The 17,982-nt window shown below is 61.9% G+C and carries 18 protein-coding genes; 8 read left to right on the plus strand and 10 right to left on the minus strand.

Annotated elements, in window-relative coordinates; genetic code table 11:
- Positions 1 to 27: 27 nt before the first annotated feature.
- Both ACFQND_RS04475 and ACFQND_RS04480 read right to left on the minus strand, forming a co-directional pair.
- Positions 28 to 828, minus strand: a complete 801-nt coding sequence (locus ACFQND_RS04475; RefSeq protein ID WP_371437872.1) for an SDR family NAD(P)-dependent oxidoreductase — start codon at positions 826 to 828, stop codon at positions 28 to 30.
- Positions 825 to 1,691 (minus strand): amidohydrolase family protein, encoded by an 867-nt coding sequence (locus ACFQND_RS04480; protein ID WP_371437871.1) that lies wholly within the window; start codon positions 1,689 to 1,691, stop codon positions 825 to 827. Before ACFQND_RS04480 ends, ACFQND_RS04475 begins: the two co-directional genes overlap by 4 nt.
- 115 nt (positions 1,692 to 1,806) lie before the next feature.
- Between ACFQND_RS04480 and ACFQND_RS04485 the strand changes: the two genes are divergently transcribed.
- On the plus strand, positions 1,807 to 2,715 hold the full coding sequence (locus tag ACFQND_RS04485; RefSeq protein ID WP_371437870.1) for a LysR substrate-binding domain-containing protein: 909 nt from the start codon (positions 1,807 to 1,809) through the stop codon (positions 2,713 to 2,715).
- A 3-nt stretch (positions 2,716 to 2,718) separates the two neighbouring features.
- On the opposite strand, the gene ACFQND_RS04490 is transcribed toward ACFQND_RS04485, so the two are convergent.
- Positions 2,719 to 3,009: a hypothetical protein gene (locus ACFQND_RS04490; protein WP_371437869.1), complete on the minus strand. Its 291-nt coding sequence runs from the start codon at positions 3,007 to 3,009 to the stop codon at positions 2,719 to 2,721.
- Positions 3,010 to 3,107: 98 nt separating this feature from the next.
- Between ACFQND_RS04490 and ACFQND_RS04495 the strand changes: the two genes are divergently transcribed.
- The 4 genes from ACFQND_RS04495 to ACFQND_RS04510 all read left to right on the plus strand — a co-directional run bounded on the left by ACFQND_RS04495 (position 3,108) and on the right by ACFQND_RS04510 (position 8,355).
- Entirely contained in the window at positions 3,108 to 4,868 is a 1,761-nt protein-coding gene (locus ACFQND_RS04495) for a PHA/PHB synthase family protein (RefSeq protein WP_371437868.1), read from the plus strand.
- 46 nt (positions 4,869 to 4,914) lie between these two features.
- On the plus strand, positions 4,915 to 6,093 hold the full coding sequence (locus ACFQND_RS04500) for an acetyl-CoA C-acetyltransferase (RefSeq protein ID WP_371437867.1): 1,179 nt from the start codon (positions 4,915 to 4,917) through the stop codon (positions 6,091 to 6,093).
- Positions 6,094 to 6,233: 140 nt separating this feature from the next.
- A complete protein-coding gene (phbB, locus tag ACFQND_RS04505; RefSeq protein WP_371437866.1) occupies positions 6,234 to 6,971 on the plus strand; it encodes an acetoacetyl-CoA reductase in 738 nt (245 codons plus the stop codon).
- 223 nt (positions 6,972 to 7,194) lie between these two features.
- Entirely contained in the window at positions 7,195 to 8,355 is a 1,161-nt protein-coding gene (locus ACFQND_RS04510) for a low temperature requirement protein A (protein WP_371437865.1), read from the plus strand.
- 106 nt (positions 8,356 to 8,461) lie between these two features.
- Here the strand turns inward: ACFQND_RS04510 and ACFQND_RS04515 are convergent, their stop codons facing one another.
- Entirely contained in the window at positions 8,462 to 9,301 is an 840-nt protein-coding gene (locus tag ACFQND_RS04515; RefSeq protein WP_377412461.1) for an AraC family transcriptional regulator, read from the minus strand.
- Between the two features lie 98 nt (positions 9,302 to 9,399).
- Between ACFQND_RS04515 and ACFQND_RS04520 the strand changes: the two genes are divergently transcribed.
- The 3 genes from ACFQND_RS04520 (at position 9,400) to ACFQND_RS04530 (ending at position 12,060) form a co-directional block, all read left to right on the plus strand.
- A complete protein-coding gene (locus tag ACFQND_RS04520) occupies positions 9,400 to 10,632 on the plus strand; it encodes an MFS transporter (RefSeq protein ID WP_377412464.1) in 1,233 nt (410 codons plus the stop codon).
- Between the two features lie 197 nt (positions 10,633 to 10,829).
- Positions 10,830 to 11,150: a quaternary ammonium compound efflux SMR transporter SugE gene (gene sugE / locus ACFQND_RS04525; RefSeq protein ID WP_371437862.1), complete on the plus strand. Its 321-nt coding sequence runs from the start codon at positions 10,830 to 10,832 to the stop codon at positions 11,148 to 11,150.
- A 121-nt stretch (positions 11,151 to 11,271) separates the two neighbouring features.
- Entirely contained in the window at positions 11,272 to 12,060 is a 789-nt protein-coding gene (locus ACFQND_RS04530; RefSeq protein WP_371437861.1) for a MipA/OmpV family protein, read from the plus strand.
- Positions 12,061 to 12,104: 44 nt separating this feature from the next.
- Here ACFQND_RS04530 and ACFQND_RS04535 read toward each other — a convergent pair whose 3' ends face one another.
- From ACFQND_RS04535 to ACFQND_RS04560, 6 genes are read right to left on the minus strand one after another with little or no spacing between them, the layout of a single operon-like run.
- Complete coding sequence (locus tag ACFQND_RS04535) at positions 12,105 to 13,196, minus strand: DNA glycosylase AlkZ-like family protein (RefSeq protein WP_371437860.1); 1,092 nt, start codon at positions 13,194 to 13,196, stop codon at positions 12,105 to 12,107.
- A 48-nt stretch (positions 13,197 to 13,244) separates the two neighbouring features.
- Complete coding sequence (locus ACFQND_RS04540; RefSeq protein WP_371437859.1) at positions 13,245 to 14,123, minus strand: sugar phosphate isomerase/epimerase family protein; 879 nt, start codon at positions 14,121 to 14,123, stop codon at positions 13,245 to 13,247.
- 8 nt (positions 14,124 to 14,131) lie between these two features.
- Positions 14,132 to 15,097, minus strand: a complete 966-nt coding sequence (locus ACFQND_RS04545) for a Bug family tripartite tricarboxylate transporter substrate binding protein (protein WP_371437858.1) — start codon at positions 15,095 to 15,097, stop codon at positions 14,132 to 14,134.
- 39 nt (positions 15,098 to 15,136) lie between these two features.
- The gene (locus tag ACFQND_RS04550; protein ID WP_371437857.1) at positions 15,137 to 16,156 is read right to left on the minus strand and encodes an amidohydrolase family protein; all 1,020 of its coding nucleotides are present in this window, start codon (positions 16,154 to 16,156) and stop codon (positions 15,137 to 15,139) included.
- 24 nt (positions 16,157 to 16,180) lie between these two features.
- A complete protein-coding gene (locus tag ACFQND_RS04555; protein ID WP_371437856.1) occupies positions 16,181 to 16,879 on the minus strand; it encodes an SDR family NAD(P)-dependent oxidoreductase in 699 nt (232 codons plus the stop codon).
- Positions 16,869 to 17,834, minus strand: coding sequence for a Bug family tripartite tricarboxylate transporter substrate binding protein (locus ACFQND_RS04560; RefSeq protein WP_371437855.1), 966 nt, complete (start codon positions 17,832 to 17,834; stop codon positions 16,869 to 16,871). Before ACFQND_RS04560 ends, ACFQND_RS04555 begins: the two co-directional genes overlap by 11 nt.
- Between the last annotated feature and the right edge of the window lie 148 nt (positions 17,835 to 17,982).

A 17,982-nucleotide genomic window follows, 5' to 3' on the forward strand; every position in this document is an offset into this window, starting at 1 on the left:
CTTTGGTTGTATTTGATTTGGATTCAACTAATCACATCTGGCGGACATGCCGCCATCGACGACGAGCTCTGTGCCGGTGACAAAGCGGGCCTCGTCGGAGGCCAGGAACAGCGCCGCATTGGCGGTGTCGCGGCCGTCACCCATAAACGGCAGCGGGATGCGCGACTGGCGTTGCTGCAACAGGGTCGTTACATCACCACCTGTACGCTGTTTGGCCAGGCGCACATCGACCATGGGGGTGTAGAGCTGGCCCGGCACCACCGTGTTGACGCGTATGCCTTTTTTGGCGTACTGCACGGCCACCACGCGCGAGAACTGCATCACCCCGGCCTTGGTGGATGCATAGGCGACCTGCGCCGAGCCGGTCCAGCGCATGCCTGACGTTGAGGCGATGTTGACGATAGCGCCTGTCGCCTGTGCTTCCATGATGGGCAGCACGTGTTTGCAGGTGAGGAACACGCTTTTGAGGTTGTGGTCCATCTGGGCGTCCCAGACGTCCTCTGTCATTTCAACCGGCCCGCCCGCTGCGGAGCCGCCCACGTTGTTGACGAGTATGTCTATGCGGCCGAAACGTTCAACGCAGGCTGCCACAACGGCGGCAACCGAGCCGGACTGCGTCACGTCGCAGGCGGCGGTTTCTATCTCGCCACCGGCTTCCTTTACCAGCTTCACGGTTTCTTCCATGCGGCCGGCATCACGATCGACTGCGAATACTTTTGCGCCTTCCTGTGCAAAACGCACGGCGATGGCGCGCCCGTTGCCCCAGCCCGGACCGACCGAGCCGGCGCCGGTGACGAAGGCCACCTTGTTGTGCAGGCGCCCGTTCATGCCGGGAACCGGTAGAAGCGCTGCGGGTTTTGCACCAGCAGGCGGTCCAGCAGGTCGGGTGTGGGGGCGATGCTGACCAGCAGGTCCACCAGGGCCGCATCGTCCGGCACATGCGTATGGTTGGGATGCGGCCAGTCGGTGCCCCAGAAGCAGCGGTCCGGAAAGCGCTCGACCATCTGGCGTGCCAGTGCCGCGCCCTCGGCATAAGGCGGGGCAGGGGAGTTGCGCTCGGCGCCGCTGACCTTCATGTAGAAGTTCGGGTCTTCCATCAGCGTGCAGAGTGCGCGGAAGTCCGCATGGTCGGGGCCCAGCGCTGCATTGACGCGGCCCAGGTGGTCAATGACCACGGGCACGGCCGATGTCTTGAGGATGGGCGCCAGCTCATGGACCAGGCCGCTGGCGAAATGCACCTGCAGGTGCATGCCAAGCGGCGCCAGGCGCTGCGTGAGTTCCATGACCTGCTGTGGCGTTGAGCCCTGTTCCAGGTGCGGTATGAAATTAAAACGCACGCCGCGAAAGCCGGCAGCCTTCAGGCGCTGCAGTTCTGCATCCGGCACGGTGTGCGGGGCCAGCGCCACGCCCAGGTAATGGCCGCCGCCTGCGGCAATGGCATCTTCTGCCGCCGAATTGTCGAAGCCGTGGATGGCGGACTGCACGATCACGCAACGTGAAATGCCCAGGACCTTGTGCAATGCAAACAGCGCCTCCTTGGGCGCATCGGCAGGCGTGAAGTTGCGGCTGGCTGCAAACGGGAAGCGCGCGGCCGGGCCGAAGACATGGACGTGGCTGTCGCAGGCCCCGGCGGGTAAACGCAGGGCCGGGCGGGCCGGCTGGGGGTTATAGGTGAGTACAGGTGTTGTCATGATGATGGGTGCCTATTCTGAGGGCAGCAAGGCCGGTTTTGCTAAACGTTTTTTGGCTATCAGCTATTTGATTTATCAATAGAATTCATGGTTTTGATGTTTACCGGGAGCCACTGTGGACCTGCGCCGCCTTGAGTATTTCGTGGCCGTTGCCGAAGCCGGCAGCTTCAGCAAGGCCGCCGCCGTGCTGGTCATGTCCCAGCCGGCCTTGAGCCAGCAGGTGGCCGCGCTGGAGCAGGAGACCGGCCAGCGCCTGCTCAACCGCACCGGCAGGGGCGCCGAGCCGACCGAGGCGGGGCTTGCGTTGCTGGCCCATGCGCGGGCGATTTTTGAGCTCGCCGAGCGTGCGCGTGCGGACATGCGCGAACGGCAACTGATCCCCAGCGGGCGCATCACCATAGGCCTGCCGCCGCGTGTGGCACATGCCATGACGGCAGACCTGGTTGAGCGATTCAGGGCCGAGTTTCCCGATGCGGCCATCAGTGTCGAGGAAGGCCTGAGCATCCGCTTGCGTGAATGGCTGGTGGCCGGTCGCCTGGATGTAGCGGTGCTGTTTGACCCGCCCGCATCCCCGCTGCTCAGTATCGAGACCGTGGCGCGCGAGTCGCTGGTGTTGATGGCTTCAACGCCCTTGCCGTCCCGCATCCGCCTGGCCGAAGTGGCGGCGCTGCCGCTGGTGCTGCCCAGCAAACCCAACTCCCTGCGGCAATTGCTTGAAAGCGAAGCCAGGCCCAGGGGTTACCTGCTCAAGGTGGTGGCCGAGGTGGATTCGATCAAGACGGTTTTGTCGCTGGTGGCGCGCGGGGTCGCGGCGACTGTTTTACCCGCCAGCGCCATCCGGGAGTGGACACACAGCACGCCGCCCTTCATGGCAGCCATCCATGCGCCCGTGATCCGGAATCGCCTGTGCATTGCCGTTCCGAAGGCCAGGCCTGCCACGCGTTTGAGCCGGTCCCTGGTGCAGCTTACGCGGGAACTGTGCGTGCAATATTACGGCGATGCTGTGCGAGTAAGAAAACCCTGAGGGTCAGGGCGTCTTTTGTGGCGCCTCACCGGGTTCGTGTTGTGGCGACGTGCCCGCCTCTGCCGCTGCTGCTGCTGTTGTTGCAGCCTGTTGAGCCAGTTCTTCGGCGCGGCGTTTTTTAATGGCCTTGTTGCGCGCCGGAGCGCCCATCAGGTAAACCACCAATGCCACCGGCCCCACGCCATAGAGTACAAAGGTGACCAGGGCGCCCAGCAATGTGCCTGTGGTGTTGGTGGCTTCGGCAATGCTCATCATGAGCACCACGTAAATCCACGCTATGACAACTAAATACATAAAACTCCGGACAGGAACGGGACTTTAGAATCAATCTCTAAGATACTGTGGAAACACACAAGCAGAGTCGTCAAGACTCAAATCGTCTGGGAGACATGATGAATTTTGACGCAAACCGGGCCCAGGCGGCCCAGCAGATGCAAGAGACCTTTGTTGCAGGTTTGCAGCAGGCCATGACCGCTTTTGGCGGAGCCCAGCCCTTTGGCGCGGCGGGCATGCCGCCCGGCTTTCCGCCAATGGATCTTTCCGCCTTCAAACAGGCGCAGCCGGCCATCAGTTTTGATGCCGCCCGCCTGCGACAAATCCAGCAAAATTACCTGGAAGAGGTCACCGCACTGTGGAACCAGAGCATTCAGGCCGGCAGTGCCATACCTGCTGCGTCCGACAGGCGGTTTTCGGCCGAAGCCTGGAATGACAATCCGGTCTCCAAGTTCTCGGCCGCCACCTACCTGCTGAATGCCCGCACCCTGATGAGCCTGGCCGAAGCGGTCGAAGGTGATGCAAAGACAAAAGCCCGCGTGCGTTTTGCCGTCGAACAGTGGATGGCTGCTTCGGCGCCCAGCAATTTCCTGGCACTGAATGCCGAAGCGCAGAAAAAGGCCATCGAAAGCCACGGCGAAAGCATAGGCAAGGGCATACAGAACCTGCTGCATGACCTCAAGCAGGGCCATGTATCGATGACGGACGAAAGCGTGTTCGAGATCGGCAAGAACGTGGCCACCACAGAGGGAGCGGTGGTGTTTGAAAACGAGTTCTTCCAGTTGCTGGAGTACAAGCCGCTGACAGCCAAAGTCTATGAAAAACCCTTCCTGCTGGTGCCGCCCTGCATCAACAAGTTCTACATCCTGGATTTGCAGCCCGACAACTCGCTGATCCGTTATGCCGTCAGCCAGGGCCACCGCACCTTTGTGGTGAGCTGGCGCAATCCCGACGAGTCCATGGCCGGTAAAAACTGGGACGACTACATCGAGCATGCCGCCATCAAGGCCATTGAGGTGGTGCAGGAAATCACCGGCGCCAAAACCATCAACACCCTGGGCTTTTGCGTGGGGGGCACCATCCTGGCAACCGCGCTGGCGGTGCTGGCCGCCAGGGGGCAAAAGCCCGCGGCCAGCGCAACCTTGCTCACGTCCTTCCTCGACTTCACCGACACGGGCATCCTCGACATCTTTATTGACGAAACCTCCGTCAAGTACCGTGAAGCGGAAATGGGGCAGGGCGGTTTGCTCAAGGGCCAGGACCTGGCATCGACCTTCAGCTTTTTGCGCCCCAATGACCTGGTCTGGAATTACGTGGTCGGCAATTACCTCAAGGGTGAAACACCGCCGCCGTTTGACCTTCTCTACTGGAACAGCGACTCGACCAACCTGCCTGGCCCGTTTTACGCCTGGTATCTGCGCAACACCTATTTTGAAAACAACCTCGTCAAGCCCGGCAAAACCGTGGTGTGCGGACAAAAGGTTGACCTGGGGAAGGTGGACATACCTGTGTATGTCTACGGCTCGCGTGAAGACCATATCGTGCCGATTGGCGGGGCCTACGCGTCCACCCAGCACCTGCCGGGCAAAAAACGTTTTGTCATGGGCGCATCTGGCCATATCGCCGGTGTCATCAATCCACCCGCGAAGAAAAAGCGCAGCTACTGGACGAACGACAAGTTGCCGGCCAACAAATTCCCGGCGGCGCAGGCGGACTGGCTCAAGAGCGCAAGCGAGCACCCCGGCAGTTGGTGGACGGACTGGTCCGACTGGCTCAAGGGCCACGCTGGCAAGCAAATTGCTGCGCCCAAGGCATACGGCAGCCGCAAGCACAAAACCATTGAGGCGGCGCCTGGCCGCTACGTCAAGGCGAAAGCCTGAACATCATTTTTAAAACCCTGCAAAAAATTCACAAAGGACAAACATCATGGAAGACATCGTCATCGTTTCAGCCGCCCGCACCGCTGTCGGCAAATTCGGCGGCTCGCTGGCCAAAACGCCTGCAACCGAACTGGGCGCTGCAGTCGCCAAAGCCGTGCTTGAGCGCTCAGGCCTGTCCGCCGACCAGATCGGTGAGGTCATCATGGGCCAGGTGCTGACGGCCGGTGTGGGCCAGAACCCCGCGCGCCAGACGGTGATCAAGGCCGGTTTCCCCAATGGCATTCCCGGCCTGACCATCAACGCCGTTTGCGGTTCGGGCCTGAAGGCCGTCATGCTTGCCGCGCAGGCCGTGGCCACGGGCGACAGCGAGATCGTGATTGCAGGCGGCCAGGAAAGCATGAGCCTGTCACCCCACGTCCTGAACAATTCGCGTGACGGCCAGCGCATGGGCGACTGGAAGATGGCGGACTCCATGATCGTCGACGGCCTGTGGGACGTCTACAACCAGTACCACATGGGCATCACGGCAGAAAACGTCGCCAAAAAATACGACATCAAGCGTGAAGCGCAGGACGCGCTGGCGCTCGCCAGCCAGACCAAGGCGGCTGCGGCGCAGGACGCCGGCAGGTTCAAGGATGAAATCGTGCCGTTTTCAATCGCCCAGAAAAAAGGCGATCCCATCGTGTTTGCAGCGGACGAGTTCATCAACCGCAAAACCAGCGCCGAGGGCCTGGCCGGCCTGCGTCCGGCATTCGACAAGGCCGGTGGCGTGACCGCCGGCAACGCTTCGGGCCTGAACGACGGTGCCGCTGCCGTGATGGTCATGAGCGCCAAAAAAGCGGCAACGCTGGGCCTGACGCCCCTGGCACGCATTGCCAGCTATGCGACCACCGGACTGGACCCGGCGTACATGGGCATGGGCCCGGTTCCTGCTTCAACCAAGGCACTGGCAAGGGCCGGCTGGAAAGCACAGGACCTGGACCTGCTGGAAATCAACGAGGCCTTTGCCGCGCAGGCCTGCGCGGTGAACAAGGAAATGGGTTGGGACACCAGCAAGGTCAACGTGAACGGCGGCGCGATTGCCATCGGTCACCCGATTGGTGCATCCGGTTGTCGCATCCTGGTGACACTCTTGCACGAGATGGTGCGCCGGGATGCCAAAAAAGGCATTGCCAGCCTGTGTATTGGCGGCGGCATGGGGGTTGCCCTGACTGTGGAACGCTGAATCTGGGTTAGTATTTTCTCGTGAATTCAGTATAAATACGGCTGTAGCGCCCGTCCTTCGGGCGCGGGCAGCTATTGAATTCATAGTAAATTTCAGAGTAAAAGAATCTCAACGAGATTTACATCATCAAGGAGAACAGCATGTCCAAGAAAGTAGCCTACGTCACCGGCGGTATGGGCGGCATCGGTACCGCCATCTGCCAGCGGCTGGCAAAAGACGGTTTTACCGTCGTTGCCGGTTGTGGTCCCACGCGGGATTTCACCAAATGGCTTGACGAGCAGAAAGCTGCCGGCTACACCTTTTATGCCTCTGTGGGCAATGTCGGCGAGTGGGACTCCACAGTGGCCGCCTTCGACAAGGTCAAGGCGGAGCATGGCCCGGTCAGCGTGCTGGTCAACAATGCCGGCATCACGCGCGACGGCCAGTTCCGCAAGATGAGCAAGGCCGACTGGGACGCGGTGATCTCCACCAACCTCAACAGCATGTTCAACGTGACCAAGCAGGTCATCGAGGGCATGGTCGAGGCCAACTTCGGCCGCATCATCAACATTTCGTCGGTCAATGGCCAGAAGGGCCAGTTCGGCCAGGTCAACTACTCCACCGCCAAGGCCGGCCTGCACGGCTTCACCATGGCACTGGCGCAGGAGGTTGCCAGCAAGGGCGTGACGGTCAATACCGTGAGCCCGGGCTATATCGGCACCGACATGGTCAAGGCAATTCGTCCCGATGTGCTGGAGAAGATTGTTGCCGGCGTGCCGGCCAAGCGACTGGGCCAACCGGAAGAAATCGCCTCCATCATTTCGTGGATCGCATCCGACGAAGGCGGTTATGCCACCGGCGCGGACTTCTCGCTCAACGGCGGCTTGCACATGGGCTGAAGCAGGTTGATGCCTTGCGCCTGCCAGAATGAAAAACCCGCTTCGGCGGGTTTTTTGTTTGCTACTTTATTGATAGCTGGTTGTGCAGTCAGGACGGAGGCCTGCGCCTGTTTTTGCCTGAAAAAAAGCGAAAAACAGCTTGCTGGCGGCCCTGCGAGGCGTAAACGCCCGTGTGCAGGGGCAGGGTCAAAGCCATGAAAAATTCATTTGTTCAGGAGTCGGCATGAGTACATGGAAGAACGGCGCATTGCTCAGGGCGCGCGACGGGCATGAGGCCAGGGTTTCCTTCGGGGAACTGTTTTTTGACCTGGTGTATGTGTTTGCGGTCACGCAGATCTCGCATCACCTGCTGGCGCACCTGTCGCTGTGGGGGGCGCTCCAGGCGCTGGTGCTGTGGTTTGCCGTGTGGCTGGGCTGGCAGTACACGGCCTGGGTGACCAACTGGTTCGACCCGGAAACCCTGCAGATACGCCTCATGCTGTTTGCCATCATGGCGGCCGGGCTGGTCATGTCTGCAGCGTTGCCGCAGGCCTTTGAAGGGCTGGGCCTGGTGTTTGCGCTTTGTTATGTCGCCATCCAGGTGGGGCGAACGGTTTTTGTACTCATCAGCCTGGGCAGCAAGCATACGCTGGCCCCGAATTTCCGGCGCATCCTCGGCTGGGTCTGCATCTCCGCAGTGTTCTGGATTGCCGGTGCCATGGCTGAGGGCCACACCCGCCTCGCGCTCTGGGCGCTGGCCGTGGCCTGTGAGTATTTTTCACCGATGACGGGCTTTCGCCTGCCTGGCCTGGGCCGCTCCGCTACATCCGACTGGACCATTGAAGGCGGCCACCTGGCCGAGCGCTGCCAGCTGTTCATGATCGTGGCGCTGGGCGAATCCATTCTGGTGACGGGCGCCACGCTCAGCCACCACGAGCACTGGGATGCGCCCACATTGATCGCATTTTTCGTTGCCTTTTTGGGCAGCCTGGCCATGTGGTGGGTTTACTTTGACACCAGCAGCAAGGACGGTAGCCATGCCATCGCCCATTCAGACGACCCGGGCCGCATGGGCGGCTACTTTCACTATGTGCACGTCATCATGGTGGCCGGCGTGATTGTGTCTGCCGTGGCCAATGAACTGGTGATAGCGCACCCGGATGGGCACATCGACACCACCTCAGTCGCGGTGCTGATCGCAGGCCCCTTGATCTACCTGATGGGCAATGCCCTGTACAAACGCGCCGTTTACGGGCGCGTGCCGCTGTCGCATCTGGCCGGGCTGGCTGCACTGGTGGTGCTGACGCCGCTGGCCTACCTGACGGATTTGTTGATGGTTGGCGGCCTGACGACCGTGATCCTGGTTGCTGTGGCAGTCTGGGAGGGGTGTTCGCGGCGGAGGTGATGCTGCTGACGGTGTTGGCGAATGCGCTGCTGCGCAAACGCCGGAGGCCTGAAAAAACAGGTGCGCGCTATTCATTTGATAGCTGGTTGCGCGCATGGAGCGGAGGCTACAACCTGTTTTTGTTCTGAAAATGGCTGGGCGACTGGCCCATGGCTGCCTTGAACATGGCTGAAAACGCGCTGTCGCTGGCATAACCGCTGGCAGCGGCCACCGTGCTGATGGGCTGGCCGCGGGCCAGCAGGGGCAGGGCGTGCGCCAGTATGGCCTGCTGGCGCCACTGCTGGTAGCTCAGGCCAAGTTCATCACGGAACAGCCTTGCGGCGGTGCGTTCACTGGCGCCTATGTCGGCCGCCCATTCGGCCAGCGTGGCGCGCTCGGATGGTGCACGCAGCACCGCCTCGCACAGTGCGCGCAGGCGCTTGTCGCCGCTTTGCGGATGCGGCAGCGGCACGCCCAGTGCCTGCGTGTCGGCATGGGTGATTTCATCAAGCACCAGGCTGCAAAGCAATTGCTCGCGGGCGGCGCTGATGGGCTGGCCGGCGGGTGCATCCAGCGCATGTATGGACTCGCGCAATAAGGGGGACACCACGAGCACACGGCAACCGGCCCAGCCTTTGGGAGTGGCGCTCGCATCGATATAAAGGGTACGGAACTCGGCGGTCTCCAGCACGGTGATGTGGTGCTGCGCGCCAGGCGCAATCCACACGGCCCGCGTGGGCGGCACGATATAGGTGATCTGGTCGGCTGTCTGGCCTTTTTGTTCTGCCGTGACCTGCACGATGCCCACGGCGCAATAGGCCAGTTGCGCCCAGGCATGTGCGTGCGGTTTGAAGTGTGTATCTGCAGGCATGGTCCGCGCGCGCACGCGTACCGGGTGCTGCGGGCTGGGTGTGAAGCCGCCGGTGTCACCCAGCGGCATGAGCTGAAGTCGGGGGCTGCGGTGCATGGGATCGTTGCGGCCTGCGGGAAGGGGTTGTCTGAAATTCGATAAATATTGTCTATTTGTCGCATTTTTACATGATCAGTCAATACTACGATAGCGCCATGAATACTTCAAGCACCATGAATTTGCCGGCCAGCGTGCCTTTGCGGCATGACGCCGGCGTTATCGGCCTCGTTGGTGGGGCGCACCTGATCAGCCATTTCAGCCAGTTGCTGCTGGCGCCGCTGTTCCCCTGGCTGAAAACCGAGTTCAACGTGAGCTACGCGGAACTGGGTTTCCTGATGACGATTTTTTTTGTTGTCTCCTGCGCGGTGCAGGCCCTGTCCGGTTTTGTGGTTGACCGTTTCGGCCCGCGCCCCATCCTGTTCGGCGGACTGGCCCTGATCGGTGTTGCGGCCTTTGGTTATGCGCTGAGCACCAGCTACTGGATGCTGGCGGGCGCTGCGGTGATAGGCGGCATAGGCAACGGCGTGTTCCATCCGGTGGACTACACGCTGCTCAACCGCAAGGTCAGTGCGCCTCGCCTGGGACACGCCTACAGTGTGCACGGCATCACCGGCAGCCTGGGCTGGGCGCTGGCGCCGGCCATGCTGGTGCCGCTGACGCTTGCCTATTCATGGCGCGTGGCGCTGGCCGCTGCCGGTGTGCTGGCCTTTGCCGTGCTGGTGGTTTTGCTGTTCAACCGTGACAAGCTGCATCTGGATGTGGCCGCGCCCGTCAAGGGCGCGCCAGCGACGGACAGCAGCCTGGGTTTCCTGAAAATCCCGGCGGTCTGGATGTGTTTTGCCTTTTTCTTCTGGTACGCCATCGTGCTGGGTGTGGTGCAGGCTTTTGCACCGGAAGCCGCGCGCCAGCTGCACGACGTGCCTTTGCCCCTGGTCGCCATCTGTTTGACGACTTACATGCTGTGCAGCGCGGGCGGCATGGTGTTTGGCGGTTTTCTGGCCGCTGACCCGACACGTTGCGAGCGCATCGTGGGCATAGGCTTCGGGCTGGCCGCGGGCGTGGCCTTGCTGCTGGCCCTGGGCAGTTATCCGGCGTGGGTGGTTCCGGTGCTGTTTGGCCTGATGGGTTTTACATCCGGCATTGCAGGGCCTTCGCGCGACTTGCTGGTCAAGCGCTCAACGCCTGCAAATGCCTCGGGCCGGGTTTATGGCGTGGTGTATGCCGGCCTGGACATCGGGCAGGCCGTGTCGCCACTGATCTTCGGCACCATGATGGACCATGGCCAGTATCGGGGTGTCCTGCTCGGCCTGGCCGTGATGCAGGCCCTGCTGATTGCCAGCGCGTTCAACGTGCGGCGTGTACGGCGTACGGCGCTGGTGGGCGCCTGAGTGCATACGCTGGCAATCATTGCCAGCGTTCAGGTGGAGATTGGTCGCCTCGCTGGGTTGCCCACCGAAAAAATTTCCATTTTCGATAGAATCAATTCCTCATTCGCACGTGGACGTTTGCTCCGCGTCGACGCACGGGACGACCCTGCGTATCCAACTCCGCTCAAGGACGACCTTGGGATCGTTTGAGGAACTCCATGAACTGGCTCATTCTTTTTGTCGCCGGCCTTTTTGAAATAGGCTGGGCGATCGGGCTCAAATACACCGAAGGCTTTACCCGCCTCTGGCCGTCCATAGGCACCGTCGCGTCCATGGTGGTCAGCGTGGTGCTTCTCGGCATCGCGATGAAGACGCTGCCGGTCGGCACCGCCTACGCGGTCTGGGTCGGCATCGGCGCCGTCGGCACGGCCATCCTCGGCATGGTGCTATTGGGCGACGCGGCCAGCACCGGGCGCCTCGTCAGCCTTGGGCTGATCGTCGCTGGCGTGATTGGTCTCAAACTCGCCACCCCTGTGTAATCAGGCGCTCGGCGGAGCACGACCTGCAGGGACAGGCACCATGCGCAGGCACGCAAGCAGGGCAGCAGTCCGGTTCTATACTCGATCGCACAACGTCCAGACAACAAAGAAGAGGCATGCGATGAATTGCAAAAACACCGGCTTCAACGGCCTGCAGGCATTTACAGCGCTGGCTCTGGCGGCTGCTGCGCTGCTGGTGCCGCACCTCGCAAGCGCCCAGGCCGCGCCGCTGACGGACAAGCTGGTGGGCGACGTGGGCGGCGCCGTGTACGGCACACAAAGCGTCATTCGCAGCAAGGGCACGGACAGCACGGTGCTGCCCTATGGTTTTTTTGACTACGGCCGTTTTTTCGCGCGGGTCGATACCTTTGGTGTGAAGACGGTTCCGGTCGGCTACGGTTACCTGGAGTTGGTCGGCCGCGTAAGCCAGGACGGCTGGCGCGCTGATACGGCCGCGCTGGCTGGCCTGACGGACCGCAAGACGCCGATTCCATTGGGCGTTGGCACCTTCCAGCAGACGCCTTATGGCGCATTTATCCTGAATGCCTTTGTGGATGCCAACAAGTCGCGCGGGGCCTTGCTGGAGGCGACTTACGCGGCTGAGTTCAAGCTGGGGCGCGTATCCTTTTATCCGCAATTGGGCGTGGAGTACCGCAGTGCCAGGTACGCCAACTATTTGTACGGGGTGACGGCTGCCGAGTCCCTGGCCAGCGGCTATGCCAGCTATAACGCCGGTGCATCAACTACACCTGTGTTGGGACTTGCAGTGGATGTACCGCTGGGCAATCCCTGGATACTCAGCCTGCAATTGCGCCGGAAGTGGCTGGATTCCGCGGTCTATAACAGCCCCCTGGTCAGCCGGAAAACGCAGGACACGGGGTTTGTTGCGCTGTCGTACCGCTTCAAGTAAGCCTGAGCTCCTTCGGCTCCAAACCGCCGGAGACGAGCCCCGCATCAGCGCCCGGCCAGGAATTGCGTCATGCGCTGCAATTCGTCATCAAGAGCCGCGCGAAATGCCGCATCGCGCGGCTTGGCACCGGCATAACCGAAGCTCGCTTGCAGCCCGCCCGCAGCGTTCACCACATTGGCCCAGCCAATCACGCGGTCATGCCACAGCAGGGGCAAGGCGTAGTAGCCGAACTGCCGCCTGGGCGCTGGCGTATAGGCTTCGAACTTGTACGTCCAGTCCCATAGCAGCTCAAAGCGGCGCCGGTCCCACACCAGCGGGTCGAAGGGCGCGAGCAGACGTACTTCGGTATCGGGTGCGTGTTTTCGGGAGGCCGGGTTCTCATCGGCAGGCCAGTACCAGGTGCTGCCATCGATGCGACAGCTCGCCAGTTCTTCGCGCGCCAGTTTGAGGGCCGCCTGCGTTTGCGCCGACAGATGCGGGGCGCCGTAACCCAGCAGGCGGACGAGGTAAGTCAGGCTCGCTGCCGGCAGCGGCGCGTACTTGCGCACCACCAGTTCGATCAGCGCTGCGGCGCGTTGCGCGCGAGCGGCGGCGCTGTCGTCAGCAGGCGCATGCGCTACCGCTTCGTAGACGCGTGTGCCGTTGTCGCGCTGCGCCACGCGCAGCTGGCCACGGTAGTGCAGGCCATCCAGCAGACGGGTGCTCGCATTGCCCGAACCGCCCCAATTGTTCTTCACCCGGCCGTGCGCCAGATGCAGGTCGACCTGGCGAGGATGCACCGGACCGTGTTCGCGCACATAAGCCAGCACGTCGGCCGCCTTGCGCTGCGTGTCGGCATCCCAGGCACGCCTGGCTTGCCGCGGATGCATCAGCGCCAGATGCTCGCGCGGCAGAAAGCCGTAGTTGACAAGGCAGTCTTCCTCGATCGCCAGCCTGGTATACCGGCTTTCCAGGTCACCCGCACGGTAGTCCTTGACGCGGTGGCGCAGCGTGAGGTCTTGTGCACGCGCCGGCGCGCGTATCGGGTCGGCCTGTACGAAGCCCAGCCGCCGGATTGCGCGCAGCAGTGTCGTAGGCGGGAAAAGCGTGCGCGCCACGGCATAGCGGCGCAAGTGGTCCAGGGTAATTTCAGGCATGGGGCGGATTACAGCATGGCGGGCTGCTTTTCGCCTGGCCTTGCCCGATCAGACAGCGCTGCGGTGCCGCTCTATGCAGGTGTCCAGGGTTTGGGCACCGGGACGTTGCCACCAGTCGAGTGTCGAGAAAATCTCAACTTCGCTGAAACCTGTAAACCCCGCATCTTCAACCCAGCCGCGAATCTTCTTTAGCTCCACCACGCCATCACCCATCATGCCGCGGTCGGAGAGCAGGTCGCGGGTCGGTGTACGCCAGTCGCAAACATGGTAGGCCAGCAAGCGCTCCTTGCCTGCGCGGGCGATCTGCTGCTCGAGCTTGGGGTCCCACCACACATGGTAAATGTCGAGCGCCACGCCGAGTGCACCGGTCTTGCCGGCGTCAAGTTCGTCGCAGATGTCGAGTGCGTGTTCCAGTGTGTTGACGCAGGCACGGTCGGCGGCCTGCATGGGGTGCAGAGGCTCTATGGCCAACGGCATGCCGACTTCGCGTGCGTATTCCAGCGAGGCAGCGATGCCGTCGCGCACCTCGTTGCGGGCACGGCCCATGTCCTTGTAGGCCGCGTGGCCATCGAGCGCGCCGGGCAGGGCGCCGACAACCAGCACCACGCAAGGTGCATTCAGTGTTTTTGCCTCGTCAATGGCGCGGCGGTTGTCGTCCAGCGCGGCTTTCAGGCCGGCCGCATCGGCTGCCGGAAAGAAGCCGCCACGGCAGTAGCCCGAGAGGCTCATGCCGTGCGCCTTCAATTGTTTTGCGACCTTGTCGAGCCCTACGGCCGCCACCTGGTCACGCCAGGGACTGACGGCACGTATGCCGCGCTCGGCGCACTGGTCGATGATGCGGTCCAGGGGCACCTCGGCACCCTCCTGTTTGCGCACCGTTGCGGTGTTGATGGACAGCCAGTTGTGGTCCCGGGAAAAATCGCGCATGGTCTGGTTTACTCAATCTGGATGTTGGCGTCGCGCACGACGCGGGAATACAAGGCGATTTCCTTGGTGATGTGGCGCGAAAAATCTGCCGGGCTGGTGCCTGCCGCCACAAAACTCTGGGGCGCAAGGCGCGCTATCACCTTGGGTGAATGCATGGCTTTCGCCGTTTCCGCACTCAGCCGCCTGGTGACATCGTCAGGCAGTTTTGCCGGACCCCACAGGCCGTACCAGGACACCATTTCAAAGTCGGGAAAACCGGACTCGGCCACGGTCGGTACATTGGGCAGCAGCGGCAACCGGTTTTTTGTCGTCACGGCCAGGGCCTTGAGCTTGCCGCTCGCAATGTGTGGATAGGTCGACGGGATGGCATCGATGATGGCGCTGATCTGCCCGCCCAGCACATCGTTGATGGCCCCGGCCGTACCCTTGTAGACGATGATGGGGATATCGAGCTTGGCGCTGCGCTTGATGGCGGCCTGCGCGACATGCATGGGCGAGCCCAGCGCGGATGTGCCAAAGGCGTATTGTTTGGGGTCGGCCTGGGCCAGCGCCACAAACTCCTTGAGGTTGTGCGCAGGCACGGCCGGATTGGCCGCCAGCACCATGGGTACCGAGCCCAGCATGGAGACAGGTGTGAAATCCCTGACCACGTCGTAGGGAACGTTTTTCAGCATCAGCGGATTGGCAACCAGCGTGGGCGACTGCACCAGCAGGGTGTAGCCGTCCGCTGGAGCCTTGGCCACGGCATCGCTGCCGATCACGCCGCTCGCACCTGCTCGGTTTTCAACAATGAATGGCTGGCCCATCTGCTCGCTGAGGCTTTGCGCCAGCACACGGGCCACCAGGTCAACCGTGCCGCCGGGCGCGTAGGGCACGATGATGCGAACCGGCTTGCTGGGGTAGCCCTGCGCGGTCGCGCTGATGGCCGTGGCTGCGACCATCAGGCCGAGCAGTGCTTTTAATGTTTTTCTCATGGTGTCTCCTTGTCGGGGTCTGGACGGATGTCAGGGTGGTCAGCAGTCGCAGGGCATTTTCAGCAACCGCAAGGCGTTGCGAAAGTAAATGCCTTCGCTGTCTTCCTTTGACAGGCCGAGGCCGTCTATGGCTTCTGGAATGGTGCGTATGAACATGGGCCCGCCCTCCGGGTCGAACGGGCAATCGGTGGCAAACACCACCTGCTTGGGGCTGAAAAACTCAAGCCCGCAGCGCAGTCCGGCCTGGCCGCCTGCGAGTGCGGTGTCCGCGTAGAACATCTTGAAGTAGTCGATGGGCCGTTTGGCCATGCGTTTGAGCAGGCCTTCGTAGTCCTCATCCGAGGTGCGGCTGCCGAACTGGTCCAGGCCGGGGCCGACGCGGCCATCAAAGAAGGGAATCATCGCGCCCATGTGGTGGGTGATGAGCTTCATGTTGGGCAGCTTGTCGAAGAAGCCGGAGAACACCATGCGCGTCATGGCTGCACTGGTCTCGTAGGGCCAGCCGAAGGTCCACCAAATCTCGAACTTCGATTTTTTCTCGCTGGCGTAATCGGGCATGTTGGCACCGCGCGCCGGGTGCATCCAGATGGGCACGTCGTATTTGTTGACGGCGGCATCAAAGATGGGCCAGAACTCTTCATCATCAAGCGGTCGGCCGTTGACGTTGGTGAAAACCTGTATGCCTTTGGCGCCGAGCTTTGTAATGGCGCGCTCCATTTCCTCCAGCGCGGCCGGTACGTTGTTCATGGGCAGCGAAGCGACAAACGCAGGGAATTTGTCCGGATGCTGGTCGCGAATCTCCGCCATGCTGTCGTTGGCCAGGCGAGCCATTTCAGGTGACTGCTCTGGCCCGGCAATCATTTCAATTGGCGGGCTCGACAGGGTCAGGATCTGCTGGTAGTCGGGGAAGTCTTCCATCATTTTCAGGCGGGCATCCAGGTCATAAAGCACCGGAATCGTGAGCCAGCGTTTGATGGCGCCTTTGTCTTTCGCCAGTTCGGCCATGCGGTCGAAATAGGCGCGCGGCAGGATGTGGGAGTAACTGTCAATTTGTCGCATGGTTTTTAAACTGGTTGAAAAAATTCAGGTCAGCAATGAGGAACCGCCGCAGATCTGGATGTCCTGGCCTGTGATGGCTGCGGCGGCAGGGGAGAGCAGGTAGCTCACGAGTGAGGCGATTTCAGCGGGCTGGACCAGCCGGCCCATGGGCGGCAATCGGGGGGCTGCGGTCTTTCTAGCCGGGTCGTCGAGCATGGCAGTCTGGGTGGCCGCTGGTGACACCACATTGACGGTGACACCTTTGGCCACGACTTCGGCGGCCCAACTGCGTGCGAGCGAGATCAGGGCGGCCTTGGTGGCTGCGTACTGGCTGCGCCCGGCAAAGCCGCGCGCCACGCGGCTGCCGACAATCACGACCCGGCCCATCCCGGCCGAGGCCATCCTGGGTACGACGATGTTGGCGATGTTGCTCAAGGCGTTTACATGGATTTGCCACATGAAGGCCGCATCGGCTGCCTGCAACTGCCCCAAGGGGGCGACCCTGAGCACCCCGGCCGCATGAACCAGCGCCTGGGCCGTGGGTTCGGCCCGCGCGGCGGCATCAAGGGCCGCCGTGTCACACAGGTCCAGCTGCACGTGAGAATAAGACGGGTGGTTTATATGCGCTGGCGCGATGTCAAATCCGCTGACAGTCCAGCCCTGGGCCAGCAGGTTTTCTGCTATGGCCAGGCCTATGCCGGAACTGCTGCCGGTGACGATGGCCCGTTGCATCTCATTCGACACGGATGTGGCCGTCCGTGATGACCTTTTGCGAGCGGGCCATGTCCGCGTTCTGGAATTTGGCAAAGTCCTCCGGCGAGCCTGGCGTCAATACCAGACCTTGCTGGATAAGTTTTTCGCGCATGTCGGTGCCCAGCGCCTTGTTGGTCTCGGCATTCAGGCGCTGCGTGATCTCCGCGGGCAGTTTTGCAGGCGCCCACAGTCCATACCAGCTGTAAAACTCATAGCCTGGAAGGGTTTCGGCCACCGTCGGCACATCGGGAAGGTTGGGTGCGCGCTTGTCGCCCGTGACGGCGACGACGCGAAGCATGCCGCTTTTGTGGTACTGCAGCGAGCCAAGGATGGGATCAATGAAGCCGTCAATCTGCCCGCCAATGAGATCCTGGAAGGCGGGAGCTGTGCCTTTGTAGGGAACCACGGTGTAGTCCATGCCACCAACGCGTTTGAGCAGTTCGGTGGAGAGGTGGCCGGCCGAGCCGATGGAGCCGACCGCAAAGGTCATCCTGCCGGGGTGGGCCTTTGCGTAGGTGATGAGCGACTTGATATCGGTGATGGGCAGGTTCTTGTTGATGGCGACCGACAGCGGCGCCTTGGCCACGAGTGCTATCGGCGTGAAATCCTTGACCACGCCATAAGGCACGGACTTCATGGTCATGGGGGCAGACGTGAATGTGGATGCATTGAAGAGCAGGGTGTAGCCGTCGGCAGGTGCGCTGGCGACTGCGGCCGCGCCTATGGTGCCGTTGCCACCCGCCCGGTTCTCGACCACAAAAGGCTGGCCCATCTGCTCGCCGAGCTTTTGCGCCAGCTGGCGTCCCACGGCGTCCAGCGTGCCGCCGGGCGGAAAGGGGATGATGACCTTGACCGGGCGGCTGGGGTAGGCCTGTGCCATCGCACCAAATGTTGCTGCTGCAAGGCTTGCGGCCAGGCAGGCCTTGAGGAAAATGCGTGTCTTCATGGTTTGTCTCCGGTGGTTTTATTTGACTGGCGTCTGGATTGAAGGGCAAAGCGAAGCAGTCTCTTCCGGCAGGCGCCGCGGAACTGGCTTTGCCAGGCCGCCAGCGTCGCCCCTTGTGAAGGAGGTCACTACACGAAGTGAGCGGGCA

The organism is Polaromonas aquatica, from assembly GCF_042659145.1.
In the GTDB taxonomy this organism is placed as follows: domain Bacteria; phylum Pseudomonadota; class Gammaproteobacteria; order Burkholderiales; family Burkholderiaceae_C; genus Polaromonas; species Polaromonas aquatica.